Genomic DNA, 25,735 nt, shown 5'->3' with positions numbered 1-25,735 from the left:
TCCCAATGATAAACAATATATCACATCATTATGAAGATTTCTATAAAAAGTGATAGAAATAATAAAAATAACTATTCATGCAGATGTACATCTTCTAAACTTGACATAAAAGGTATAAAATTATATAAAAAATTGTGAGAAAATACGACAGAATAATTCTGGGAGCCGGTTTGTACGGCCTCTACGCTGCTCTTTTCTGTGCAAAAAAAGGCGAAAGCGCGGTGGTTCTGGAATATGAAGACGCCCCTTTTACCAGGGCCACCTATATAAACCAGGCCCGGGTTCACATGGGCTACCACTATCCCCGGTCGTACTCCACGGCGATTAAATCAGCCCATTATTTCAACCGTTTTTTTGAAGAATTCGGTTTTTCGATACACACAAAATTCGATCAGGTTTACGCCATGTCGGAAAATTTTTCCTGGTCCAGCGCGGAGCAGTTCACGGTATTCTGCAAATCTGCGGGTATACGCTGCGAAGAACTACCCGTTTCCCGCTATTTTAATCCGAAAATGTGCGACGGCGCCTTTCTAACCGAAGAATACACCTACGACGCGCGTATTCTGCGGGATTTTTTTCTGGAAGAACTTAAAAAATACCCAAAAATTGAGTTTTTTTACAACGCTAGGCTTCAAAGCATCGAAAAAGGCGATGAGGGCTATGTTATAGCGGCTCCGGGGCAGACTTTTACGGCGTCTTTCGTTCTTAATGCGACCTACGCGTCGGTTAACCAGATCCTCGCCCTGGCCGGGTATGAACCTTTTGCAATAAAATACGAGCTTTGCGAAATTATCCTGTGCGATGCAAAGGCGCATCTTAATGACGTAGGCATCACGGTCATGGACGGCCCCTTTTTCTCGATAATGCCTTTCGGCAAAACCGGTTTCCATTCACTCACCTCTGTTACGTTCACGCCGCACAAAACAAGCTACGATGCGCTGCCTACGTTCCCGTGCCAGGAGACGAGCGGCGGCCACTGCAGTTCCGCCCAATTCGGCAACTGCGATTCTTGTCCGGCAAAACCGGAAAGCGCGTGGCCGTATATGAACAGCCTTTCCCGTAAGTACCTGAAACCCGAATACGACTTTGCTTACCGCTCTTCGCTTTTCTCGATGAAGCCGATTCTGAAAGCCTCGGAGTTGGACGATTCGCGCCCAACGGTGATACGGCGCCATTCGCAAAACCCGGACTTTGTCAGCGTACTATCGGGCAAGATAAACACGGTATACGATCTGGACGAAGTTTTACAGGAATGATCCGCCGACCTGCAGTCACCGGGTTTTTTCGTCAATAAATTCACAGACCACCTTTGTATCGCTGTTAGGCAGCACAAACTTAAATTCCCCATTCTCGCCTATGTCAGCGTCAGGAATTACAACTATGGTAGAACCATCGGAGGATTTTACAAGTTTGAGGCTGCCCGGCTTAAAAATAAAAGAAGACGAGGGATTGCTCACAATCTGTCCTGAAAATGTTTCGCCGGCAATACCGGTTGCCAGGCCCGAATCGCCCCATACAACGACGCGTCCTTTGAGATCGTCGTAACCTGAAACCATAATGACGGAAACCTGCAGATCAAATGGCTTGCTGATGTCCGGTTTGCCAAAACTTCTGCTGAGCCATGTTTCTTCACCGGATCGGTTGTGTACCTGGACAAAGACAGAAATATCCGTTTCGTTCATATTCATAGGCAGTGTCAGCTCCCACCGGTATTTCCCCGGGGAAGGACTTTCAAACCCTGTTGACACATTGATCCCGTCAGGATCGGCGCCTATCACGACATAGTCAACCGTATAACCCCCGGACGAAGTAACCGCGAAATCCAACATACCGCTTATCACTTTTATATCCAGGGGAACGGAATACAGAGCATTAATATTCTCCCAGGATCTATTGACCCATTTTTCCACACCATCGAGATCTGTAAGGACAAGAGATAACGTGAAATCCCCCCGCGTAAAATCCGCGGGAACTACCATTTCCCATTCATTCCGTCCCAGTTTTGGCTCCATCACCTGAGTGGCGGAATTGGAACCCTCCGGATCAGCACCAACGAACACTTCGGTAACGGCATATCCGGCGGGTACGGAAAGATCCAGCGTACCGCTTATTATTTTTATACTCAGGCTTAACGGGCTGTTAAGGGACAACTGGGGATAGGGTTTAACAAGCCATTTTTCAACTTCGGCGCTGTCCTTTAAAATCGCCGTAACGGTCAAATCAATTGTTTGGGCATCCGCCGGAACAACTGCTTCCCACACATTTAAGCCCCGGGCGGGGTTTATAACTTCTGCTGTACTGTTCATGCCTTCCGGATCGGTATTTATATAGATATTACTTAATGCATACCCGTAAGAAGGCGGTATCACAGTGAGAAATCCGGTTATAACCCGAATGTCCATATTAGGAGGGGTGTTTACGTCCAGAGCGGGATAGTTTTTACTTAATAATTTTTCCGTTCCCTTGCTGTCAAACAGCGACAAATATATGGAAAAATCTATGATTTCTGTGTCAACAGGAACCAGCATCTGCCAGGGAAAATTTTTTGTCGGCGGGTTTTTAATAACTACACTTGCGTTAACAGTTTCCGGATCTGCGCTTACATAGGCTTCATTTATGGTATAGCCGAAATTGGGGATGATAATATCAAGATTTCCCCATATCAGTTTTAAATCATCATAAACCAGACTGTAGATATTTTCGGTATTAATAACGGACTCGATTTTCTGTTCCGGGTAGACATAAATAATATTGTTCAAGCGGCCTTCATAGTAACTGCTTACAGACTGGGACAGAACATAGCTTATCATATAAATACCGGGCTCCAGGGAAACCTTCCCCGTATTTCCATCTTCTTCGGCCGCCAGAAGGTCTACCCCCGAGACCATCGGCCCCCAGCCCATAGTCCAGGCGTCACCATAATAAAGAAAACTTAAAACGGCGCCGGACAAGCCCTTGCCGACAAAGAGCGACGGATCGTACACATATTCGGCTAAAACATCTTCCTCCGGTGTCAGCGCAGCGGCGTTCAACATTTCGACAGTAACTACAGCAACCTCACCTGTAATCGCTTCCGTAAGGGCTAATCCCCAGGCCACCGGATTCTGTTCAATACGGTTATAAGCTTCTATATAAATCAAATATTTGCCCGGATAGGCTTCCAGTCTCGCATGCCCCGCAATATCACTGTCTGTTATTAGCTGGTAATTAATGCGGTTATTTCCCGGATATTCATAATCAAAATCGTTCATGGAGAAATAATAACACTTATAACTTAACGTATTGTTCCGCATTACTGCGTCGGAATCCGCAGCCGGATAAAGATCTTTTACTGGCTGAGGATTGACAATGAGTATCCCGGAAACAACAACGGATTCCTCCTCAGGAGGGGTTTCAGGATGCGCTACATAATTAGAGGCTGAACCGCAGGAAATAAAAAATGCAATCGAAAGAAACATTATTAAAACCAGCTTCATAATAATACCCCTTTATTCAATATATTTATTGAAAATATTCGACAGCGCCCTGGCCTGGGAGAGAGTGAACCAAAAGGATATTTGTGGAGATTCTATGTTCCAATTCCGATGGGTCACTTCCCTCTCTGAAAACTGAGTCAGCGTAAAATAGGGATCCCGCTCATTTATAAACCGGCATCCCATAGTTATACCGGGATAAGCTTCATATATACCCGCCCTCGAAAAGGTCTGCCATTGGATAAAACTCCTGAAGCTTCCATAAACCCCGGAAGCTCCAAGCCCTACAGGAAAACGTTTCTGCCCATAATCGCCGGCATAGGAGTTTACCGCATTTACAAAGGCGATTCGTGCCTCTCTATCCCAATATTGCACAAACGTTATAGTCTCGTGTTTAAATTTCAACGCTATAAGGCTGTCTGCCGTATAATTATAAACCAGCGCCTCACTAAAAACGAGTGTTGAACCGGCCAAATCCTGTTTTATGTTCAAACCGATAATATCAATCAAAACAGGGTTTTGGTCAGTCGATTTAGGCGTGGGCGATCCGGTGCAGGCCGCCTGTAAAAGCAGCGCCGGAGCCAAAACTAATGGTAAAAATAAATTATAACCAGTTTTCATATTTCCTCCATTAGGCCGGTCTGTGGATTAAAGATCAAGCCCCAAATTTAAAAGCCTACTCAGCTCTTTAAGTTCGATACCGTACCCCTTTTCGTTTGGGTGAATCCAGCCAAAATTATCATAATTGTACAGACCAGTGTTTATCTCATGAGTATCCGGGTCGAGAAACGCATCGTATATATCGCCGAACTGGATATTGTTATATCCATCGTAAGTCTTTAGAATTTTATTGACCTCCTGTACTTTTATATCCTGGTCTGAATAGGGATTTGAATCCTTTCTGGGAAGAATCGACAATATCAGGATTTTTGTCATTGGACTGGTTTCGTGGATAATGGACGCGATTTCTCCTATACCGGCCGCAATTGATTTCTCAGTACTGGCGTTATTTGTTCCGATAAGCAAAACAACGGTTTTACATATAATATCCCTTGGGAATTCTCCATTTTTCAGGCGCCAAATGACATGTTGAGTCTGATCTCCATGAAACCCCATATCCTTAATCCTGTATCCGGCTTTTTTAAGAAGATCCCAGTATTTTTTTCCGAAGGTCCAAAGGCCCCATTCCCGGTCATAATACTTATCATTTTCCCAATAGCTCGTGATGCTGTCGCCAATAAATATTATATCATACTCTTTGTATATTTTAAAACTGTCTACAATAGCATGGTGTTTAACCATCCACCAGTTCTCATCTTCGTCGAGACGAGACTCGGGCGTAATGGCAGAATCTCCTTCCCAAGTTACTATAAAAGGACTGTCTTTATCGGCGATATACTCAGCAGAGTCGGGCTTTAAATCCATATACTTGACCGTACTGCCGCATGACAGGGAGAACAATAACAGAGAAGGAAAAAAAATACTTCTGGTAATGCGCCTGATTGTTTTAGTCATCATCACCACTGTTCGATAAAACAGCCAAGATCTCATCATATAAATAACCGTATCCTTCCGCTGTCGGCGTTGAATAGTAGCCATCATCAGGTTCAAATAATTCATCATAAAAAACTCCGTCTGCAAAGAAAGACGAAGCCACATCAATATAAGAGGTATTGTAGAACCCATCGTATTTTGAAATAATATTATTCACGGATTGAATATTTGACAGCATAAATGACGCTATATCCCATTCCCATTCTTCTTCGTCATCCCATGCTGTATCGTAATACGGCAGGACAGAGAACAGCAAAATTTGCGTATAGGGCAATTTTTTATTGATTAATTTGATTATTTCGCCGATTCCCGCCGCGACTGATGCGGCAGATTGCCAATTTTTCACATTATTAACCCCGATATGCAGTACAACATAATCGGCCGTTATGCTTTCTGATAATTCACCATCTTTCAGCCGCCAGATTAAATTTGCCGTATCATCTCCGGAAATTCCAAAATTATAATAACTGGAACTGTTTGGCATATCGTCCCAGTCCCAATATGCTATGATATCATCCCCCAATAAAATGAACTGAAAATCACCCGCCATATTTTTAAACGAGTCGTGTATATCTTTCCTTGAATCGTTATCAGAATATTTACCTGCACTTTCCGAGACTGCAGGGTCATTTTTTGAAACAACAGGAATGGGAAAAACGGATTCGTCCTGATACTCAAACTCGCATGTGCTTACAGTGAATAAGGTTAAAACGCAGAGTCCGGCAAAGACAATCTTATACAACTTCATTCTATCCTCCTATTCTATCAGATTTTCTTCAGAGATGTATGATTTTACAGCTAAAAAGATATTTTCTTCAATAAGCCAATAACCATGCGTATCTGGATGAACCGAATCGGGCATATCCGCCTCAATATCAATTCCCTCCCAGACTCCGCTAATCAATACTGCGTTATTTTTATGCGCCAATTCTTCAAACATACTATCATATTTATTAATTGTGCTTTGCCACCTCCTTACAGACCATTCCTTCCAGCTCATAAACCTTTCCAGTATTTGGTTTGAATAAAATTTTACAAGGAATATCAGCCTGTCGCCGTCATTGATTTTATCCAGGATCTTCTGTAAGTTTTCCTGAGTTTCTTCCAAAGGAAGATCCCTTAAAAAAAAGTCGTTTGTTCCAAGAAACACAATAACCATATCGGGGTTGTACGCAAGAACATCTTTTTCAATCCTATCCAACGTTTCCTTGGTTGTATTGCCGCTTATCCCGGAATTAACAACCTGAACATTGACCTTTTCCTGTAAAAATGCCGGATATGAATGTTCCCGATCCACAATACCAACCATTGAAGAGACATATCCTTCCGTAAGACTGTCTCCAAGACAAACAATAGGCCTCGTAAGGACCTTTTTTTGTGAATTTTCCGGGATGGGGATATACTTATAGCCAACATTTTTCGCCATGCTGCAACATGCGGCCAATAGTACAAAGATTGTTATAAAAATTGACAGTTTTATGCAAAAATATTTATTCACGCGGTAGTACCTCCATCATTCTGTTTATCTGTTCCCTTTGCTTAAGTAATCTATTTTTACCACCTGTCAATACCGGAAAATACCGGAAAAAGAACAATAAAAGCGCAGGTGATAAAAATAGCATCAACACAGAAATGCATATTTGCGCAAAAAGACCAAAGTAAATATTAAGGGAGTCAAAAACATGAATCGTATAATACAATGCAGGAAAATAATAAGACATAATTAACAAAGAACCCATCGAAACAAGGGTAATCTCCGGCATTTCTTTTTTGTATAACAATGAAATAAAAACAACAGAGGCAATACCGAAAAATGCGGAAAAATAAAACATCGGAAGATTTAATCCAAAAACACCCCAGGAAATATCATTTAATCCGTTTATTGCACTGACAACAGCTGTCAGGGCAAAACCAACAATCGGCAAAATAATTCTTAATGCAGCGCTTTTGCTATCATAATAATTTATCAGCTCGATTACTTTCTTTTGTCTGACTATAAAGCCCAGCGCGAAAAAAGGATACGTCAAAAAGGCGCAGTCCAGGGCAAAAGGCAGACGAATCAACACAATGCTTAACCTAAACAGCCCCCAAAAAACCCCAACGGCGATAATTATACTTAATGGATAAAATGACAATTTTCGTTTAATTAACGCAATACAACCATGGTGCACAATACGGATTTCGAATAACGCTATAAGGAACCACAGTGGTATAGCTTGGGAGCCGAAAAAACCACCAACTTGATTTGTAACCAAGATCATATTTAAAACAGGCTGTAAAATAAATTCAAACAAAACTCTATCAGGATTCAGATTTCCAATATTTGCAATAACATTAAAAACAAAATAATATACTATTAAGCATCCATATATAATCACATACGGGATCAGCAGGGTTCTTATGCTGTTCAGTACCATTTCCTTAAATGAACGCCGGTTATTCTCAAGAAAACCATTTAAAAAAAAGTAAAGCGGTAATACAAAGGCAAAAATGAAGTTCTTTAACAAATTAATGCCCTGCATATTCCCAAGAATAAAGATCAATAAACCTGCAGCCCGTGCGAAATCAACCCAGAGGAACCTGTCTTCCGGAAGGGTCTCTTCGCCGTGATCTTCCCCTGACGGTTTTACCAATTTTTCGCGGATAATTACAAACAACGCAGTGAATAATTTCGAAACAGCGAAAACAACCATTTTTGCGTTATAAAAAATTTTATTTCGTATTAGAATTTTTAAATACAGTATTAGTTCCCTCTCCCCTTTCAAATATTTCCAAAATAAAACCGCCATGGAAGAGTAAAGCAGTATTAGAAATGACAATATAAATTTTGACATCAAGAATAATTCATAATCCTGTCCTACAACGGTATTGAGTAACCCGATAACCTTTATATAAAAAGCAGCAGCTATCAGGAGCCCCTGCGAAAGAAAATACGAAATTCCAAAATCTCCGCTGCAAGTTAAAGAAAACGAAACTACTGCCGCTATTCCCATAAATCCGGCTAAATAATAAAGAGGGATGCTGCTTCCAAAAATAAAGTCTCCGAAATTGAATTCGCCCATAAATTGCAGAAAAATGACAATAAAACCGAAACAAACTATCGAAATAAGAAAATTAAAAGATTTTCCCTGCAAATCATGCCTAATAAAAGGAATTAAAATTCCATACTTCCTTATTATATACCCAGCGGTGAAAAACGGCATGGCTGCGCAGGCGCAGTCAATGGAAAAAGCAATTCGCTGTCCCTGTATATTGAATAAATAATACGACAAGGAAGTAATACCATAGAAGACAAGAATAAACAATAAGTACAGATAAATTTTTAATTTTATAAATTTGTATATTATTGCATGAAAAACCCTTACAATAAACACGGCCGGCAAAAACCAAAGGGAATGAACAGCAAACGTTGAAAAGGGTGATTTTACAGTGCTCGCCAACAGCATCCCAATAAGGGGTTTAATAAAAATATCAAAACTATCCGGACTTACGGCAGGGTTTGTTGCACGGCTTAAAAAATATACAATGATATTTATTATATAATTCGTCAGATATAATAATACATAAGGCAATAAAAAAAATTTAAGACCTTCTATAATCGTTTGCTTTATTGACTTTCCATCTGTTTCACTAAAACCGAAAAGAAAGAAAAAAACCGGAACGACAAATACAGTGACAAAAAGGAAATACTTCTGCGATATGGCAAAACTGCCCGTAATTAAAAACCAAACAGAGAATACTTTGGCAAAGTCTATCCATCCGGGGCCTTTGTTTTCGTTTTCAATTACAGTATTCATTTCTGCAATACCCGGACAAAGTCGATATACATTTTAGCTTCGAAATTATTCGTCGCATTCAAAGCTTTAATACCATCAATTTCATAAATATCAGGATACTCTCCGCCAACAGCAAGATTAAATATTATGCGAAACGGTTTCCTGAAAAAATCAGCCAAATTGTAGCCTTCTTTGTCAACAAAATTTATGGCCTGCGAAAAATACGGCGCCCGGTCCGGAAATCTGTCCATATCCAGAAACATATTAATCCTGTTTTCATCCCATATTAGCGTATAGAGGTGGAAGGAACCATCCTGAAGGCTGTACTCATTATTGTACCATTGGTATATCATGGGATGCTCCCAGTTCTCTTCTCTAGGGCCATAATGTATCGTGCCAAAATTTAGGGTTTCCTGGGTATTATTTTTATAAGCATAGGAACTTCCCATTTCCATAATATCTATTTCGCCGCACATGGGCCAGCCAATTTCCATTTCATCTGTACCGAGCATCCAGAAAGCAGGCCATAAACCGTTCGCTGTTTTGGGCAGTTTAATGCTTGCCTCTATCTTTCCGTATTGAAACTGCCTTTTTCCGTAGGAGTCAACCCGTCCGGAGGTGATCTGCCCCTTTCCGCTTTTATTGGTATCAATTTTTGCAGTCAAGACCATGCAGGAATTCCCGGAAACAGGTTCTTCTTCCATTGTTACATTGGAGGGCTGATAAATTTCCAGCTCCCCTGCAGGAACAGTATCTGCGCCCCACCGCACCACTATCCAATTGCTGGTATCAATGCTCGACCCGTCGAAGTTATCCTCCCAAATAAGTTGGTAATCTTCTGAAGCGCCAGTGCCTTCGTTTTCGGGGAATGACTCGACATGCTTAATACATGAACAGTCCATTAACAGAGTTATCAGGAGCATAAAGAACGCCATACCTATTTTAGTTGTTTTTTCTATTATCATATTTCCCCCTCATGATTATTCTCCGGGCAGCATGCCTTCAACATAGTCAAGTTTAACATTTATATAATAAAATGTAACATGATGCAGGAATAATGAATTTGTAAAACCAAGAGGCCAATAATTGGAACCGGTCGGCATATCATCTTCATGGTCAGGATAATACGGAACCTGTAATGTAATCTCGGTAATCCCCTGGCTATCGGCTTCTTTCATCTGTTCTATCCAATGGTTGGTAAGTTCCATTTTTTTCTTTGTGGACAATTGAATATTATTCCAGTGATAGCTCATTTGATCCTGAAAGCGTAGATAGGGATTGGCAGCCTCATTGGTAAAAATAAGTATGACAACAGGTACAAGAATTGTCAGTCTGGGAAATTTTTCCAGAATATAAGCCAAACAAAGACCGGCGGCCATAAAAAAGTAAAAAAATGCCCCGTACATTACCTGTGTGTAACTTGGATAAAATTGAGCTCCGGCCATAGCGCTTATAAGCATATAGGCCAAAAAAATAGCCGGACAGAGAATTATGCACATAGCGGCAGGTTTGATGATTTTATTGGAGCTGTCTTTTTTTATATTTACTGAAAAAATTATCAGCGCAACAAATATTATGACCATCGCAAAAATCAAAAAAGCCTTGTTTATCTGCTCCAGAAGGCCCAAAGAGGTATAAAAAGCAATAACAACCCGCTCCAAGAAACCTGTATTTTCATTCAATTCAAAAGTACCGATAGTATCAGTTGCCGCCCGCTGGCTTGTAATTTCAAAATAGCAATAAACAAGAAATCCAACTATAATAGCAATTTGAAAAAGGATTTTTTTGGCGAATTGCTTTTTATATACAACAATGGATAAAATTAAATTAAGCCCGCAGTAAACAGCCAAAATTGCCATGGAGAACAACATGGAAAAGATTGCGAAATAGGCAGCGGCAACTATAATGCCGAATTTTACATATCCCAGTCCATCAGGAGAAATTTTTGTACCCTGACATTCATACTTCATTAATAGGCAAACCAAAATCGAATTCAGTAAATTAGGAATTATATAATAAAACGCGCAGGTATAATTGATACTATAAAGCATATAAGTGCTGTCATATCTGGTTTTAAAAAATCCAAAGTAAAACAACGACATGAGAAGACAGATTAGAATGGAGAGCCCCTTTTTATTCGTAAGAGAACAAAAGAGGCGGTAAACTACGTTAAAAAGCACTGTCGAGATCACAGCCAGAACAATGGCCAATGTTACCGCAAAGGAAAACAAATAGTCTTTTACAAAAATATTGACTACAAAAGCCGATATAAGCCCTATAAAAGGCATAAAAATTTCCTGGAAAATTCTTGAGGGACTTGATGTCGAGGCATCGGGGAAAGCATGTCTGAAATTGCACAACAGACCCCAGTCATCATTGTCATAAGGGATAATAGGATGAACAACCGTAAAAAAAACCATGAGCGCGCTGAACACAAAAAGGGATGCAAGAATAATCCAGATATCTTCTTTCAGTTTTTGCAGCATATTTTCAACTCCCTGACTTAGATATAATAACTGAAACTAATGGGAACCGTGATTATCCAGGGAGAGCGCGAAGGCTTTGCCCAGGAATACGGATCATAAACGCTGTAACCCGTGCTAAAAGCGTTGAGAGCAGGGAACGTAAGATTAACTCCAAGCTGTACATAACCGCTTAAAAAAGTTTTTGATATCCATAACGACACTCCACTGGAAAAGGCGGCGTTATCTGACTGGGGATCGTCTTTTTTATAAATATTGCTCTTGTCTTTATCTTTATACTGGGCCTTAAAGTTCATACCCAGAGAAAAAAGTCCTGCATTGTAAGCGGCGCCCAGAGAAATTCCGTACACGTTGCCGAAGGCGTTTTTTATTTTTTGGGTATAATCGTTTTCCTGGGAAGAACCCAGGAAACTCCCGGTAAACACTCCGCTGAAACTAAAAGAATCCAGGGTATATTTACCTCCCGCCGAAACGACTAGCGGTCTTTGCAGGCTGCCACTTTCATCTGATATATACAGGGGGTACGTTACGCCAAATTCCATAGATAGATTTTGAATCAGCGAAATTGCCGCCGCCGCCTGTACAGACATTGGATACGAAACTGAAGGGTTCAGAGAGTTGACGGCGCCAAGACGGTTAAACAATGAATACACCCGGGAATCAATCCGCTCCTTCTCGCCTCCAATGTATTGAAGCCTGAACAGGCCGACATTCCAAAAATCATAAGCAGCTGCGTATTGACCGCTTAGCAATAGGGTTTTTGAATCAGTAACATCTTCGATACCGAGGCTTCCGGGGCCCGCCGCATTAAGAGGGTTAAAAAAGGCATAAAACGAAAGCCCCTCAATGGCTGGGGTCAACTTTAACAGAACGTTGGTTCCCGAACTGCCGTCGAACCTTTGGAATACCGAATCCTCGTTGAAATACCCTGAACCTGTACCAAGATTGAAACCACCGGCTATCATGGACCCGCGAAGATCATCGTTATAAAATTTGCCGAAATCAAGCCGTACCCAGCTGAACGGCATTACCCACAATTCAGCGGAATCTACCGAGGCGAAAGATTCGCCGGAGCTCACGATGGACAAAACAGCCCCCAGCCGGTTATCCGGGGTATTCATTGTGAACGTAAGACCGACATTGGGATTGTCGTTCTCGGAATCAATGCCGGAAGACACGTTAAGATCGCCATCGGATGGTTTGATGATTTTAACAAGGTCAAAGGCCGCATAACCATAGCTGTTTATGGAAATATAATCCATCACGCCGGAAACAGAGGAGTGCGCCGGCGCCTCCTCCTCTTCCTGGGCGGAAACCGAAAATACAATAAAAACCAACAAAAGCGGAATTACGCTGAATCTTTTCATTCTTGCTCCATACCTCCCGAAAACGGCTCGTTCGGCAGGGAATTTGGGTTATAGTAAAAATTTTTCGTTATCAGATTTTCCTGGTACATTTCGATCATTATAAAATCGAAATGATTCTCTTGCAAGTAAGCGTCGATGTCAAAAAAGAAATTATCGCTGTTGGCAGGCCAAATACAGTCTATCTGACTGAACAAAGGCGCCATGAAAACGCCCAGAGGAAGACTGAAAGAATCGCGGATAAGCAGCATTTTGGGGAGATCGGGGTTTTTATTGTTGATGATTTTTTCATGGCTCTTTATACCGCTTTGGTACACACCGTAAAAATCGTTTATATACGGGTTTTCAGTGGAAATAAGGCGCGGATACAACAGGGATTCCGTAAATGGGCCGCTTATGGGCTGGGAATAGGGCAGGAGAAAACGGGGATAATAGGTAAAATCCGTCTGGTCGTCGAATTTGGGCCATAGCACGGTGAAATCATCCAAACCGGAAAAAATAATACCCGTCTTCCTGCCAAAGGAACCCAAGGAAGCGTTTTCATAGGTTCGTTGATAGTAGTTCGATATATCAGTATAAAAGCGATCCGGATCGAGGTCTACGCCGAAAGTTTCATCCAGCCACGCAACAATATCTCCAAATGCGGCAAAGGAGGTTTCTAGGCGCCAATGATGATCGGTATGGAAAAAATAGTCTTCCGGCGCAATGTTGTTATCTTTAAGACTCTCCCGCAGATCGAGATTGTCTATGCCGAATTGATCGAGCCAGTACAGGAATGTGTCCTCCCGGTAGTTATAGTCGCCGTAAGGGAGGCCGGGGGAGAAGTCTTCTTTTCCCCGGATGTACAGGGTTGGGGGCATGACGAAAAATACTTTGGTGCCGGTTTGGGCCACGGTTTGTTTCAAGCGCCAAATCCGGCGGACACATTCACCAAGGCTGTCCACATTATCGGGATAAAAATTGGAATACATGATATCTCCGGCTTTATTCTTGACCGCCCAGAAATTGTCCGATTCTTCCTTGCCCTGAAGCTTTTCCATGAATGCATAAAATTCAATAAACTGGTTTTTACCCAAAAGATCGCCGCCAAGGTTGCTTTCTACGGCGGATAAAAATCCTTTCAATTCGGTCGGGCCTGTTGCGTTTTGCAGGGACCATACAATGCCTGTCCAGAGCGTAGGGACGAATTGCCATACCCCGTTTACCAGGCTGAATATGCTCATCATAACAACAAGCAGAATACCTGTCTGCCGACGGGCCATCTCATAGAGAAGAATCTGTTTTGCTTCTTTTGCCTTGCTGTCAATTTCTATCATTTCATAATACCTAAAAATTAAAGTAAATAAAGGGGTTGTAATTCCCCTTGGCCAGGAAGGTTATACTAATAATAAACACCGTTATATAACCAATGGGCATAAAAAAAGTATACAAATAATTCCAAACACCCATCACCTCCAGTCTCATTAAACGGCCAAAGTTCTTGATAACCGGCGTTGATGATATAATTGCAAAAAGAAAAAAGACCCAATATTCACGCAGAAGCATGAAGGCAGTGTCGCTGTAAAACCCATTGTTATTCATCCCCACCAGGTTCAAGAAATACTGCGCGAACTGATAGAAATCAATAGCCCGAAAGAAAAGCCAGCCTATCATTACCACCAGCAGGGTATAAACATGCCTCAGGAAATTGGGGATCTTCAAGTTGTCCCACTTGATGAGGCGTTCAAAAATAATGAACACGAAATGCCACAGACCCCAAAGAATATAGGTCCAGTCGGCGCCGTGCCAAACGCCGGTCAAAAGCCACACCACGAAGGTGTTGCGGACCATCAAATCATTATTAGCCATCCGCGAACCGCCAAGAGGGATATATACATATTCTTTGAACCACGTGGAAAGAGAAATATGCCAGCGGCGCCAGAAATCAACAATTGATTTGGCGATATAGGGGTAATTAAAGTTCATCAAAAATTCAAAACCAAACATCCTGCCCAAACCTATGGCCATTTCGGAATAACCAGAAAAATCAAAAAAGATCTGCAGGGTATAAGCGACGAGACCCAGCCAGGCGAGAGTTACAGGGACATTGTAAACATGGTGGCCCATAGCGGAAAGGTTGAAAATATTATCCGCGATCATGGCCATAGCGTTGGAGATAAGCACTTTCTTCCCCATGCCTGAAATAAACTGGCAGCATCCTTCAAAAAAAATAGCCCCGTTAAAACGGCGGTTAAGGATCTGATCGGCGACATCCGTATAGCGGACGATGGGTCCGGCGACGAGCTGAGGAAAAAACGCGACATAAAGGCCTACGTAAAAAGGGTTCTTTTCCACCTTGGCGTCATTGCGGCTGATATCAATGACATAGGACATGGACTGAAAAGTATAAAACGAAATACCCAGAGGCAGGGCCATACTGGTAAAATTTATCAGATTGCGGCCTGCGACCATATTGATATTACTCACCACAAAGCCAAGGTATTTAAAAACAAACAGGATCGCAAGGTTGACGACGCAGGTCGTGATTACAGTAATCCTGACCTGCTTTTTATTATCCTTCACTTTATCAACGACGAGACCAAAAGCCCAGTTCACCATTATCGAAAAAATCATCAGCAATACATAGAGCGGCTCGCCCCAGGCGTAGAAAAAAAGGCTCATAGCTAACAGCCATATATTTTGCAAAAGCCGGTTAAAGGACAAAAAATAGTTTACTGCCAGTGTAATGGGAAGAAAATAAAATAAAAACAGTAGGCTGGAAAATAGCAATCATTACCCCTTTTTGTAGCTCTGCCTTATTATATCTTTTTCTTTTTTTTCTTTCTAGCTAGTTCCTCATCATTGGGAAGCCGTTTCCTGAAAAAAATAAAAATCACCGCCGAAAAAACCATACAGACGGCGAAAGCGATACGGAAAACCCAAAACCAACGATCCGAATTCAGGGTTTCGAGAAAATACCGTACAGGTTCAAGAGTTTGAGGCAAAACGTCGTTCATACAAAAGCCTCTTCCAATATCTCCGCATATTCGTCGGCAGGCGGAAGTTCGGGAAGACTACGCTCACCCCGGATAAGGGCTTCCATTTTGACTCCTGCCACCCACTTGTCTATCAGGGACGGGTAATCCTTGTTGTTGAGAAGGGTCCTCCAATTAATGACTGAAAACAGTATATCCCCGCCAGGCAGCTTGTTTTCTATGGCAATATGAAACGGAAGATTATTATATCCCTCAAATTCCATATATGCTTCGTCAAAAATCTCACAGGCGGGCCTGTTCCTCCGCGCCCTCACCTCATCCTCGTCATCGCCTTCCGGCCAGGGAGAGAAAAACCTGAAGCTTAAGTAATAGTAATTAAAACTTGTCACCATACACACACTCCCGTCGGAACGGGCGGCGATGGCACTCAACTCGACACGAGGCAGTTTCCTTTGAGCGTTAATCTGGAGTGAAGATCGCTTGTTAAGCTGTATTTGATAATCGTCATAGAGGCTCCAGTTTTCGGCGATTTTATCCGGCAGGGAATGGTGGCGATCATAAATAATCTGAAAATACTGCCGGATATTATATCGGTCAAGGGTGAGGATGCGGACGCAGTATTTCCAGGCATTGTTGTTTCTGTTATCTATATGGAGTACCCGGACTACCATTTTAGCCGTATAGGGGGGAGCTTCCAGAATCAGGCTCAAATCAGTATCGGGGGAAATAAATTCCGGCCTGTCTATAGTGAAGGCGAGCCCCTCCTCGGAAATATCTGTTGTCATGGCGTGGATATCGCCGAATTCGCCGTGAATTGTTATGGGCAGAGTAACATAGAAACGCTCTGTACTGCGGGTATTTTTCCTCCCCATCATGAAAAAGATCGCCAGAACCAGGTTCTTGCTGTTGATGACAAGCCAGTACATCATGACAATGTTGTACATTGTCGCCGACTGAAGGGTCAGCTTGACGCAGATACCGAGCGCGGCCAAGCATGATATCAGCAGCATCAAATGAGGCAGCGCCCAATAGAACGTAGATTTTTGTTCGCCGGTTGCCTTGTCTTTTCTGGTTACGGCAAATTTCTCCAGCTTAAACCCCAGGGCCTCCTTAACGATAGGCACCATCAGGTATGGGAACATGATGGTATCAATAACACCGTTCCAGTGCTGGTTGCGGGTTGCCCCGGCAGTTAGTTTTGACGTGATACTGGAAAGGATAAAATAGGGCAGCCAAAAAATGAAAAACTGCTGTACCGAACAAACCAGAATCCGTAAATGAAAAACCGCGAACAAAATGGGGGCAGCTATAAATATGAACCGTGCCAAAAAGGACCACCAGTAAAAATAACAGTTTATATAACTTATCTTGGACAGGAAGGGCAGGTCTTTCATGCCGACGATATTCATGTTCTGCAAACTCTGGATACACCCCCGTCCCCAGCGTTCCCGCTGTTTGACGAGACTTTCGATATCATCGGGAGCGAGGCCGTGAGCCAGCGGCGTGGAGGTACCATAAGTGATCCAGCCTTTGCGCTGTATCTTGAGCCCCGTGGCAAAGTCTTCGGTAATGGTACCTGTGGCTATGTAACCAACCTGCTCCAAAGCGATACGAGAAATGACCGTATTCGAACCAGCGTAGATAGGCGCATTGGAAGCGTTCCTAATGACATTAATTTCCCTAAAGAAATAATCCTGCTCATTGGGGATGCGGCCTTCAGAATAGAGATTGTACTGAAACAGATCAGGGTTATAAAAACTCTGGGGCGTCTGGATAAAACCGATCCGGTAATCGGGATCAATCTCGCCCAGTTCGCGCAGTATCCATCTGTCGTCAGGAAGCTGCTTCATAAAGGGCAGATAAAAATACGGGACAGTTTTTGTGAGCATATACCGGGTAGGGATCATGTCGGCGTCGAAGGTAACGCAGAGGGGCGCATGGGTTTGACGCATAGCGTTATTCAGGTTGCCTGCTTTGAGCAGCTTATTCCTTGCGAGGCCGAAATAACCGATTCCCAATTCTTTGGCGAGGGCGGCTATTTCAGACCGATTGCCATCGTCACAGAGGTAAACGTGAACCTTGTTTTTATCGGGATACTCCATATGAGTACAGCCGTTGACAGTCTTGAAAAGGATCTCCGCCGATTCATTATGGGTCGCAATGAATATGTCCACATCGCAGAACCATTCATCAGGAATTGTGGGAAGCGGAGGTTCAAAACCTTTTTTTACACTGCTGAATTTGTCCAATGCCTGCAGGGTAGACAAAATTTCAGATACGAGCATAAGGAGGCCGGCGATAATAGACGCGGCTCCGTATTGCCAGGGAAGGGTAAAAAACATCCGCCATATAAGGTAAACAGCTGTGGAGATAATAGTCGCGACAAACACCAGGTTTTTTAGAGAAGACCTGCTTTTGTTTACCGACTTAAGAAGCACATCAAACCTGGATAGAATATAGGCGCCAATCTTAACCATATACCGCTCCCCCCTTTAATGATACCTTCCGATGCGGACGCACAGTACAAACAAGGCCACAAAACCAAAAAAATACAACGACGAACGGAGATTACTGTAGGAACTATCCATCAGGTTTTCTTCCCAGCCCATGCGCCGAATGGCGTCGCCGATAACCGCGTTATGCCGGACCATCATATATTTGATTTTGATAAGTTCGGCGCTGAAACTGCCCGACGAATAATTTTCGCCCCAGCGATACCAATCCCGTTCCGCCGCAGGTTCAAGAAATTCGGCGATACCGTCAACCAGTGAAATCATATTCACGTCGGACAAAACACCCCTCTTGAGCAGGGAATAGCGGCTTTCCAATTTTTGCAGAAACGCCTTATCTCTGATGAACCGGATAAACCAAGGAGTTTCGGCAAACATTGTCCTGCCAGGATCAGCGGACAGATTTTTGTCATTATCAAAACTGGAAAGGTTATCGTTCAGAACGCCGACTCGGATTTTCCCGTAAGGACTTTTATAAATATACACACCTGAATAGCCGATACGGTAGTTCATAAAATATTCATTTATTATAAAGTAATCAACAAAAAAATCCACATCAATATATTTCGGGTAATTCACATAAACAACAGGAATGTCGGAATACAAAACCTGCTCGGCTTGACTGATATTTTCTTCTATTTTTTCAAGATCGTTTCTGGAAAGCTCTTTGAACGGATATATCAATTCAAATCCGTTATCGGCAAAACCTTCATTCATGGCGTAGGTGTTTAAAAATATCGATTCTGAATTGTAGGGGCTGCGCCAGGTGATATAACTTACTGATCCTTGACTCCCGGCGAAAACTCTCTCAAGCTTTTTCCTGAAGGGCGGCAAATTGCCGTCCAAATCAAGCAGACCTTCCCCCTCGCCCACAGTCTCGCATAAGGTATACACTCCCCTGTATTCGTAGCCTCCGGTAGACTTAATTAAAAGCTCACAAAAACGCAAATCCGGAGTATTATGCATTACCTGTTTAGAAACCTCCCTGGCAAGATAATTCCGGATCAGTGATCCGTCGCTTGAGTTGCCTCGCAGTATCCATTCGCTGCGGCTTTTCATGCCCAGCAGGGCAAGTTTTTTGTCGTTTCCGCCCTGATCCCGCAGATTTATCTGGTAGTCCACTTTTTCCACCGGGTCAAAAGGCGCCAAAGGTTCAAGAGAAAGCCTTATATGGGCATCGGTTTGGTATGCGGGGGTATCGGTGATCTTATTAAGCGCGGCGCCGGCGTCATAGACGGAGATAACGCTTGCCATGTAAAGTTTCGCCCCGGGAATTGGCACGGCATACCCACTTTCACTATTCCAATACCGGGTCAGTTCAAAGGATTCCCCCTGGGTATCAACCACAACAATGGGGAGATGGCTTTCAAATCCTAAATCGACAGTGAAATCGTCATTCAGGTGTTCCCGAAACCGCCCGGAAACTTCGGCCCCTGACGGCGGCTCTTCCGGGGGAACGTAGATGCCATTGCTGCATCCCGAGAACGCTGCTCCCAGCAACAGTAAAAACGGCAATATCTTTTCCATTTAGAACTGCCATCCAGCGGTTAAAGCAAATCGGAGGAAACCCATGGGAAGGTCCGAAGCGGCAGCGTGCATGAAATCAATGCCTACTTCGGCAAAGATCTGGTTGTAAAATAAATATTGAACCGATGCGCCTACGGCAACGGAAAAAAACGCAGAGTTTAGAGACTCTGACGCCGCGCCGGTATCGGCGTATTCGAAATGATAATTGAGGAGGCTGCTTATGCCCAGGCCGGCGCGGGCGTTAAGGGCCAGAACGTTCTTTTTGAACCAGTACTGGTAGAGGGGGCCCACATGGAAGCTGAGCATGCTTGCCCTGGTGCTGACAGGGCGGCCGTTGGGATCTTCAGAATCCATGGAAAAATATGCCCAGTTAAGGTTCGCCTCTACCCCCAAAAAACCTATGTCCCACTTAAAAGGGACAAAGCTGCCCCTTGCCCCAAAACCCAGGGGGATAGCCGCAGACTCGATAACATAGGCGGTATTCCCGTAGAGCTTTACCATAGGGGCATAAGCTCCCGATACATTGATATCGTAAGGCTTGGCCACCGAAATGCCGAAAGGCCCTGCGGCAGTTTCAAGGCCTCCGGGGTTCTTCACGATGATGTCATAGAGGCCCGCGACCAGGTCTTCTTCAAAGAAAAAAAGGTCCGCAAATTCCCCAAGGTCGTTGCGCCTTATTTCGCGGGGGATGATCTTTGCTTCTTCCTCAGCGGGATCTTCATTGCGGCGGAGGAGGTAAATTTCAGAATTCATGAGGAGGTTGACCCCTTCAATGCGTATCATCCTGAGGGAGAGACGGTCAAAGTAAAAATTTTCGGGAAGATAGCTAAAGACGCTTGGCTGCTGGGCCTGGATTACAGTGAAAGAAACCCAGGGGAATTCCCTGTCAAGGCGGCCCAAAACATTGAAGCTGGAAATTTTATAGCGGTATTCGCCTGCGGGCACTGAAATTTCCACAAAATTTTCTTCCACTATGTACCGCATTACTTCGACAAAAGTGTTTACCCGCTTCACCTGCACGACTATCTCGTAGCGGGAAGCGTACACTGCCTTCTCCCATGACAGACGCTGGATAAAATTCAGGGCGCCCTCCGCCCCCTGAATGCGGAAAGCAGTAGAATCGGGATTTGTTTCGGGCACAGCCGGCGCCTGATCCATGGCCGGAGGCAGCTCGGGCTCAGGATCAAAATCAGGATCTTCCTGGGAAAAAAGAAGGACCGGGAATATCAAAATTGAAAGCAGAAAAATTATTCCTCTTTTATTGGCCATACCTGGTTCCTTGATCATTCACTTGTATGTCGTCCGAAACCTGTATATCAAAGGCAAAGGGATGACGTTCCGCGATGCCCCGCTGTTCCAGGACACCGTTCCTGTTTCTGTAGACAGCCTCAACCTGCCATAAATAGTTATCCTGATCAAGAATGTTCAAATCATACAGGATAAAACTGGGCTGCGGGTCAGGAGGGTTGGTAAGGAGCACCCTGGGCTGCTCCCCATCCCCGAAGAGGGTAAAGATATACGCGTTGGCCCCTTCAACTTCATTCCAGGAAAAGGTGATATTCCTGTCCCTGGTCATCTGGGCAAGGCTGATTACTGCATCGTTCGCCGGCATAGTCTGCTCCGGCGAAGGCAGGGGCGGTATGGGAAGCACGGTAAACCATGAAGAACTGCCGGGCCCAACCCCCCGCCCGTCAGAGGTGTCGGCCCTGACTGTCCAGTACCATATCCCATCGGTTAAGGAGGGGAAGGGCATAGCCCGCGCGGATCTTCCTGCATCCAGGATAATGGCCCTGGGATCGCTGATAGGATCGGGGTTTCGGGAAACAATGAGCTGCACATTCATCAGGGGATCGGTGCTTGTCCACCTGGCTTCCTGAGGGGAGCGGAGGGCATTGATGCCCGGTATATTGACACCCGAAGCAGGGGATACCAGGGTTATGGGCGCTGCTTGCTGGCCCGGAACAACAATCATGTTGTTGATGCGGGGAACAGCCCAGTTCGCCCCAAGAGCCGCTATGCCCGGGGGAGGGCTAATGGTAAAGCGCCCCTCGCCCACAAGGCCGTTCCTTCCCGAATTGTCACTGGTAGGCCGGGTAAAGCCCTGCACTGTCCAGCGGAACCTGCCCGCAGTCCTGGTGTCAAAGTAAACATCAATCTCGTTATTGCTGAGCAGATCAATTTCGCCTAAAGGGGTATTCCTTCCTTCAAGGAAAATAGCGGCAGTATAATAATCTGCATAGGCCGCCCTTTCCCAGGTAAATTTAATGGCCTTCCCCTCCTCTACCCTGAGATTTTCATTATTGCCGGGAAAGATCATTTTTGGTGCATTCAAAGCAGGTATTACCGTGAGCGGAACAGGACGGCTGTTGAAAATGGGATCGCCTGAATCACCATCCCCTTCTACAACTATGCGCCAGTAATACGCCCCGGGTTTTAAAAACGGGCCCTGGATGCCGGAACCGAAAATGAGATCGTCTTTCAGGATATGATCCACAAAGTCGGCACGCTCGGAAATTTGAAACCTTGCGGGCCGGGCATAAGGGTTTTTCCAGGAGTACTGCAGGTCCGGGGAACGGGCCGCCGGTATTGCGAAGTTATCGGGCGGAAAAACCGTGCGGGCAGAAGCCTCGTCATTCCTGACAATAAAGAAAACAGGATTGCTGTTTGGGGATCTCAGGTTCTGGGGGCCTGTCATAAACACACCCCAATAATATTCGCCTTCGTTAAGTATCCCTTTATCCCCATTATACACATAATAGTTCCGGTTCACTGTTTCAGAAATCAGGGGATTCAACAAATCTTCCGATTGAGAAATCAAAACCGTATAATTCTCCGCTTCCGCCAGGGGCTTCCACGAAAAATAAATATCCCCCCTGCCCGAACCGGTAAATGCGGTACTGTTCACTGCGGGAGTCAGGGGAAGAGGCGCCTCAAAGGCGGTATTCCTTGTAAGCGTAAAAGAATTAACCAGGGAAGGCGCTTCTTCTGCCTTCACGCTATCGGGATACACAGGCCGTATTTGCCAGTACCAGATTCCGCTTTCCAGGCCGGGATATGCAAAAGAACCGCCCCTGCCTGATACTTCATCTATAAGCTGCCGGAATTTGGGACGCTCCATGGCCGGGTTGTCCGCCGCTTCGAGGATGATCTGCGAAGCCTCGGCGGGCGCAATCCAGGTAAAGTTTATTTCCGGCACCTGATTGTTATAGCTGAACACAGTGCCGTCGGAAGGAAAAAGCGCCTGGGGCGCGGATGAACGAAGAACTTCTATCCTGCCCGAATCGGCGCCCTTCAGAACCGGGGGCATATAGGCCCGCCAGTAATACACGCCGGGCTCAAGATCCACCAGGGTTGAACTTTCATTGGTTCCATACCAGGAGCTTGCAAGCTGGGCAAATTTTTTATCCCTGGCAACTTCAAGGCGGACCCCGCCGTTTGGAGGGAAATTTACCGTGCGCCAGATAAACTCAACCGGGATCTTCCCCTGGCCTGCTGCAAGCGATTTGCCATCCCTGCCGGGAGAAATCATCACCACTTTCGGATCTTCAAGGAATTCCCCGTCTCTGTTAAGCTCCAGGGCTTCGCCGGCTTCCGCCCGCCGGTTCCTGCTTCCGGCCACAAGGACGCCCGAACCTTGCAGCATTTTTATGCTAAGGCCCTCCCCGGTACGGAGTTCGGCTTTGGCCTTGGGGTTGAGGTTAACGCTGCCCAGGGAAGACACAAGGTCCACAGTATAACGATCCGCAAGGACTGTTACATCGCCTTCCATTATAATAAAGCGCGAAATATCTTCATCGTGGTAAAAAATCCTTATGGCAGTGTTTTCGGAAAGCTCTACTGTTTCGCCATTGACAAAACTTATGCGCCCTGATGAAAGGGCGGCAGTGCTGACAGTGTCGCCATCGTACACAGGGAAATACCGCTCCAGCCTGTCCCACTGCACCCTGCGGGAAGCAAGGCGCTGCACCGTGTTATCCTTCCATGAGAGAAAGCCCACGGGCTCCTGTTCAAGCCTCTTCCGGGTGTCGTTCAGATCTTTTCTGAACAGCCATACGCTCCCCGCAATGCCAAACACGCAGATCACCAGTACAATAATATTCAAAAGAAGAGAATCAGGATTGTACCAGTGCAGGGCTGTATTGTTTTTTGGATCCTTCTTTCCCATTATAAAATCCCGGCCTGTCATTCCCCGCCGACGGAAGTTTCCGCCGCCTGTCCGGGAACCGGCCCGCCATGGCCTAATGATTCCCTTACGTCATCAAGGGTGAAAGGCCAGCGCTGCTTCTCCTTTGCTTTTAGCGCTTTGAGGTTTACAAGCCCGTGAATACCCAGCGGCTTGCCGCCGGCCGCAAAGGGCGCAAGTTCCTCCGAGAGGATCTTGCCCTCAACCAAATCGACAACTGATTGGGTGACAAGAATGTCTGTCCTGTTTGCCGCGCATAGGACTTTTGCCTGGGCTGCAATATCTATTGCATCCCCCGCTACCGAGTATTCCACAAGATTTTTGGACCCCAGGCCGCCTGCGATTACCTCCCCTGTGTGTATACCTACACCTATACGGATAAGGGGTTTATCGTTGGCCCCCCGGTTGGCGTTAAGCTCCCACAGGGCTGCCCTCATCATCAAGGCTGAACGTATGCAGTTCATGGCGTCAGCAGCCCTGTCCGCCTGGGACATCGGAGCGCCCCAGACAGCTATCAAACTTCTCCCCATATTCCTGTCTACCACACCGCCTGTTTTTTCCACGCTGTCAACCATTTTGGAAATATAACGGTTAAGGAGAGCCAGGGATTCTGCGGCGCTCAGCCCGGCTGAAATTTCCGGAAAAGAAAGAAATTCACAGTAGATTATTACAACCTGCCTGTATTCGCCTGTCAAAACAAACTCATCATTTCTGGCCTTCGCAGAAATAGCGCTGTTGTTGAAACGGCCTACCAGGTTCTTTACCTGTTCCCACTTGGAAAGCTCATTCCCCATATGAACAAAGCGGGAAGTTAAAAGCCCCAATTCATCATGGGATTTGGCTTTCAGATCATTAAGCTGAAATTCGCCAAGCTCTATTTTTGCCGCAGCCTTCATAAGCTTCCTGATGGGGGTAGTAACAGTTTTAGAGAAGAACCATGAGATGAGTATGGCGAGGAACATTACTGTTATGGAGAGGAGTATATTGCTTCTCGTAGTAGCGGCAATGCGCTGGGTAATGAGGCTGTATTCGAGGGTCGAAAACACAGCCGCCCCGGCAATGGAAAGCCTGCGCCCTGCTCCGTAAAACCTGCTGCCTTCATCAGTATAAAGAAGCGCTATGCTTTCCCCGCTGCTCTCCCAAAGGCTTTTTACCAGGAGGCTGTCAGCTTCGTTTGCGCCCGCGAGGGCCATTTTCATATCCGGGTGAACCAGCACATCCCCTGCATCATTGATAAGGAAGGTCGAATTGGCCCCTGCGCCGGATATTTTGGATAGAATTTCCGGGGAAAAGAAAATCGCCGCTGCCTCTTCAACGCCCCTTTCCTGCCAGGGGTAAAAGAGAACCAGAAGGGGCATATCCAGCGCGGAAGCCGCATTTCTTAAGACCGGTTCGCCCTGGCTTGCCCTTTCGATTGCCTCCCGCTCACGCAAAAGCCAGGCAGCCAACCCGGAAGGATTAACTTCGCGATTCGTAAAAAATGCCCGGTTTATATACTCATCGCTGCCGGGGATTATAAGCGCCAGGATGGTTTGGTTCCGTTCAAAGAAAATATTTTCAGCCTGCCTTACCAGAGCCGAAGAACCCCCGCCAATGGCATAATCTTTTATGGAATCAATGGTATCAAGGAGTATGAGGGCGTCGGCCCTGATTTTGTAGATGTTTTCTTCGATTCCGGCCGCAGCCCTGTTATTGATAGTAAGGTTGTTTTCTTCGGCGCTCCTGCCAAATTCAGAAGCAACCATCGCAGCCATAAGACCCGAAATAGCCCAGATAGCCCCCAGGAGTATCACAGTAACAATAACAACCAGCCTTATGCCAAAAGGAAATCTGACCCCTGTGCTGGTTTTTTTTGCGATATCTGTATTGTTACTATCTGACAAAACTTGC

General features: G+C 44.9%; 18 protein-coding genes. 1 reads left to right on the top strand and 17 read right to left on the bottom strand.

The genetic code is table 11. From position 1 onward, the window contains the following. Nucleotides 1-134 precede the first annotated feature (134 nt). Entirely contained in the window at nucleotides 135-1,256 is a 1,122-nt protein-coding gene (locus TREAZ_RS05655; RefSeq protein ID WP_201764786.1) for an FAD-dependent oxidoreductase, read from the top strand. A gap of 15 nt (nucleotides 1,257-1,271) precedes the next feature. Here TREAZ_RS05655 and TREAZ_RS05650 read toward each other — a convergent pair whose 3' ends face one another. The 17 genes from TREAZ_RS05650 to TREAZ_RS05570 all read right to left on the bottom strand — a co-directional run bounded on the left by TREAZ_RS05650 (nucleotide 1,272) and on the right by TREAZ_RS05570 (nucleotide 25,728). Further along, on the bottom strand, nucleotides 1,272-3,476 hold the full coding sequence (locus TREAZ_RS05650) for a hypothetical protein (RefSeq protein ID WP_015710854.1): 2,205 nt from the start codon (nucleotides 3,474-3,476) through the stop codon (nucleotides 1,272-1,274). Nucleotides 3,477-3,488: 12 nt separating this feature from the next. Beyond that, a complete protein-coding gene (locus TREAZ_RS05645; RefSeq protein WP_043922910.1) occupies nucleotides 3,489-4,094 on the bottom strand; it encodes a hypothetical protein in 606 nt (201 codons plus the stop codon). A 27-nt stretch (nucleotides 4,095-4,121) separates the two neighbouring features. Then, entirely contained in the window at nucleotides 4,122-4,898 is a 777-nt protein-coding gene (locus TREAZ_RS05640; RefSeq protein ID WP_169312607.1) for a GDSL-type esterase/lipase family protein, read from the bottom strand. Between the two features lie 82 nt (nucleotides 4,899-4,980). Beyond that, on the bottom strand, nucleotides 4,981-5,775 hold the full coding sequence (locus TREAZ_RS17325) for a GDSL-type esterase/lipase family protein (RefSeq protein ID WP_052297646.1): 795 nt from the start codon (nucleotides 5,773-5,775) through the stop codon (nucleotides 4,981-4,983). Between the two features lie 9 nt (nucleotides 5,776-5,784). Next, nucleotides 5,785-6,453, bottom strand: coding sequence for a GDSL-type esterase/lipase family protein (locus TREAZ_RS17320; RefSeq protein WP_148257711.1), 669 nt, complete (start codon nucleotides 6,451-6,453; stop codon nucleotides 5,785-5,787). A 64-nt stretch (nucleotides 6,454-6,517) separates the two neighbouring features. After that, nucleotides 6,518-8,824 (bottom strand): hypothetical protein, encoded by a 2,307-nt coding sequence (locus TREAZ_RS05625; RefSeq protein WP_015710849.1) that lies wholly within the window; start codon nucleotides 8,822-8,824, stop codon nucleotides 6,518-6,520. Then, nucleotides 8,821-9,768, bottom strand: coding sequence for a glycoside hydrolase family 16 protein (locus TREAZ_RS05620; RefSeq protein WP_015710848.1), 948 nt, complete (start codon nucleotides 9,766-9,768; stop codon nucleotides 8,821-8,823). Before TREAZ_RS05620 ends, TREAZ_RS05625 begins: the two co-directional genes overlap by 4 nt. 15 nt (nucleotides 9,769-9,783) lie before the next feature. After that, the gene (locus TREAZ_RS05615; RefSeq protein WP_015710847.1) at nucleotides 9,784-11,289 is read right to left on the bottom strand and encodes a hypothetical protein; all 1,506 of its coding nucleotides are present in this window, start codon (nucleotides 11,287-11,289) and stop codon (nucleotides 9,784-9,786) included. 17 nt (nucleotides 11,290-11,306) lie between these two features. Then, nucleotides 11,307-12,653 (bottom strand): hypothetical protein, encoded by a 1,347-nt coding sequence (locus TREAZ_RS05610; RefSeq protein WP_015710846.1) that lies wholly within the window; start codon nucleotides 12,651-12,653, stop codon nucleotides 11,307-11,309. After that, nucleotides 12,650-13,966, bottom strand: a complete 1,317-nt coding sequence (locus tag TREAZ_RS05605) for an alginate O-acetyltransferase AlgX-related protein (RefSeq protein WP_043922906.1) — start codon at nucleotides 13,964-13,966, stop codon at nucleotides 12,650-12,652. Before TREAZ_RS05605 ends, TREAZ_RS05610 begins: the two co-directional genes overlap by 4 nt. A 10-nt stretch (nucleotides 13,967-13,976) precedes the next feature. Continuing rightward, on the bottom strand, nucleotides 13,977-15,311 hold the full coding sequence (locus TREAZ_RS05600) for an MBOAT family O-acyltransferase (protein ID WP_201764785.1): 1,335 nt from the start codon (nucleotides 15,309-15,311) through the stop codon (nucleotides 13,977-13,979). 137 nt (nucleotides 15,312-15,448) lie between these two features. Continuing rightward, nucleotides 15,449-15,646: a hypothetical protein gene (locus TREAZ_RS05595; protein WP_015710844.1), complete on the bottom strand. Its 198-nt coding sequence runs from the start codon at nucleotides 15,644-15,646 to the stop codon at nucleotides 15,449-15,451. Continuing rightward, nucleotides 15,643-18,102, bottom strand: a complete 2,460-nt coding sequence (locus TREAZ_RS05590) for a glycosyltransferase family 2 protein (protein ID WP_015710843.1) — start codon at nucleotides 18,100-18,102, stop codon at nucleotides 15,643-15,645. The genes TREAZ_RS05595 and TREAZ_RS05590 overlap by 4 nt, the downstream gene beginning before the upstream one ends. A 15-nt stretch (nucleotides 18,103-18,117) precedes the next feature. Further along, nucleotides 18,118-19,662 carry a CotH kinase family protein gene (locus TREAZ_RS05585; protein WP_015710842.1) on the bottom strand — a complete coding sequence of 515 codons (1,545 nt, stop codon included), beginning with the start codon at nucleotides 19,660-19,662 and terminating at the stop codon, nucleotides 18,118-18,120. Further along, nucleotides 19,663-20,931 carry a hypothetical protein gene (locus TREAZ_RS05580; RefSeq protein WP_015710841.1) on the bottom strand — a complete coding sequence of 423 codons (1,269 nt, stop codon included), beginning with the start codon at nucleotides 20,929-20,931 and terminating at the stop codon, nucleotides 19,663-19,665. It abuts the gene before it with no gap. Beyond that, complete coding sequence (locus TREAZ_RS05575) at nucleotides 20,921-23,827, bottom strand: hypothetical protein (protein WP_148257709.1); 2,907 nt, start codon at nucleotides 23,825-23,827, stop codon at nucleotides 20,921-20,923. The genes TREAZ_RS05580 and TREAZ_RS05575 overlap by 11 nt, the downstream gene beginning before the upstream one ends. 17 nt (nucleotides 23,828-23,844) lie before the next feature. Continuing rightward, the gene (locus TREAZ_RS05570) at nucleotides 23,845-25,728 is read right to left on the bottom strand and encodes an adenylate/guanylate cyclase domain-containing protein (RefSeq protein WP_015710839.1); all 1,884 of its coding nucleotides are present in this window, start codon (nucleotides 25,726-25,728) and stop codon (nucleotides 23,845-23,847) included. Between the last annotated feature and the right edge of the window lie 7 nt (nucleotides 25,729-25,735).

It is taken from the genome of Leadbettera azotonutricia ZAS-9, from assembly GCF_000214355.1.
Classification (GTDB): Bacteria; Spirochaetota; Spirochaetia; order Treponematales; family Breznakiellaceae; genus Leadbettera; species Leadbettera azotonutricia.
This window is presented reverse-complemented; position numbering and strand designations above follow the sequence as displayed.

Coding starts and splice junctions, on each gene's coding strand:
- TREAZ_RS17320 (WP_148257711.1), bottom strand. CDS start 6,453: ATGGCGAAAAATGTTGGCTATAAGTATATCCCCATCCCGGAAAATTCA.
- TREAZ_RS05610 (WP_015710846.1), bottom strand. CDS start 12,653: ATGAAAAGATTCAGCGTAATTCCGCTTTTGTTGGTTTTTATTGTATTT.
- TREAZ_RS05595 (WP_015710844.1), bottom strand. CDS start 15,646: ATGAACGACGTTTTGCCTCAAACTCTTGAACCTGTACGGTATTTTCTC.
- TREAZ_RS05620 (WP_015710848.1), bottom strand. CDS start 9,768: ATGATAATAGAAAAAACAACTAAAATAGGTATGGCGTTCTTTATGCTC.
- TREAZ_RS05590 (WP_015710843.1), bottom strand. CDS start 18,102: ATGGTTAAGATTGGCGCCTATATTCTATCCAGGTTTGATGTGCTTCTT.
- TREAZ_RS17325 (WP_052297646.1), bottom strand. CDS start 5,775: ATGAAGTTGTATAAGATTGTCTTTGCCGGACTCTGCGTTTTAACCTTA.
- TREAZ_RS05585 (WP_015710842.1), bottom strand. CDS start 19,662: ATGGAAAAGATATTGCCGTTTTTACTGTTGCTGGGAGCAGCGTTCTCG.
- TREAZ_RS05600 (WP_201764785.1), bottom strand. CDS start 15,311: ATGAGCCTTTTTTTCTACGCCTGGGGCGAGCCGCTCTATGTATTGCTG.
- TREAZ_RS05650 (WP_015710854.1), bottom strand. CDS start 3,476: ATGAAGCTGGTTTTAATAATGTTTCTTTCGATTGCATTTTTTATTTCC.
- TREAZ_RS05625 (WP_015710849.1), bottom strand. CDS start 8,824: ATGAATACTGTAATTGAAAACGAAAACAAAGGCCCCGGATGGATAGAC.
- TREAZ_RS05645 (WP_043922910.1), bottom strand. CDS start 4,094: ATGAAAACTGGTTATAATTTATTTTTACCATTAGTTTTGGCTCCGGCG.
- TREAZ_RS05580 (WP_015710841.1), bottom strand. CDS start 20,931: ATGGCCAATAAAAGAGGAATAATTTTTCTGCTTTCAATTTTGATATTC.
- TREAZ_RS05605 (WP_043922906.1), bottom strand. CDS start 13,966: ATGATAGAAATTGACAGCAAGGCAAAAGAAGCAAAACAGATTCTTCTC.
- TREAZ_RS05640 (WP_169312607.1), bottom strand. CDS start 4,898: ATGGATTTAAAGCCCGACTCTGCTGAGTATATCGCCGATAAAGACAGT.
- TREAZ_RS05615 (WP_015710847.1), bottom strand. CDS start 11,289: ATGCTGCAAAAACTGAAAGAAGATATCTGGATTATTCTTGCATCCCTT.
- TREAZ_RS05575 (WP_148257709.1), bottom strand. CDS start 23,827: ATGGGAAAGAAGGATCCAAAAAACAATACAGCCCTGCACTGGTACAAT.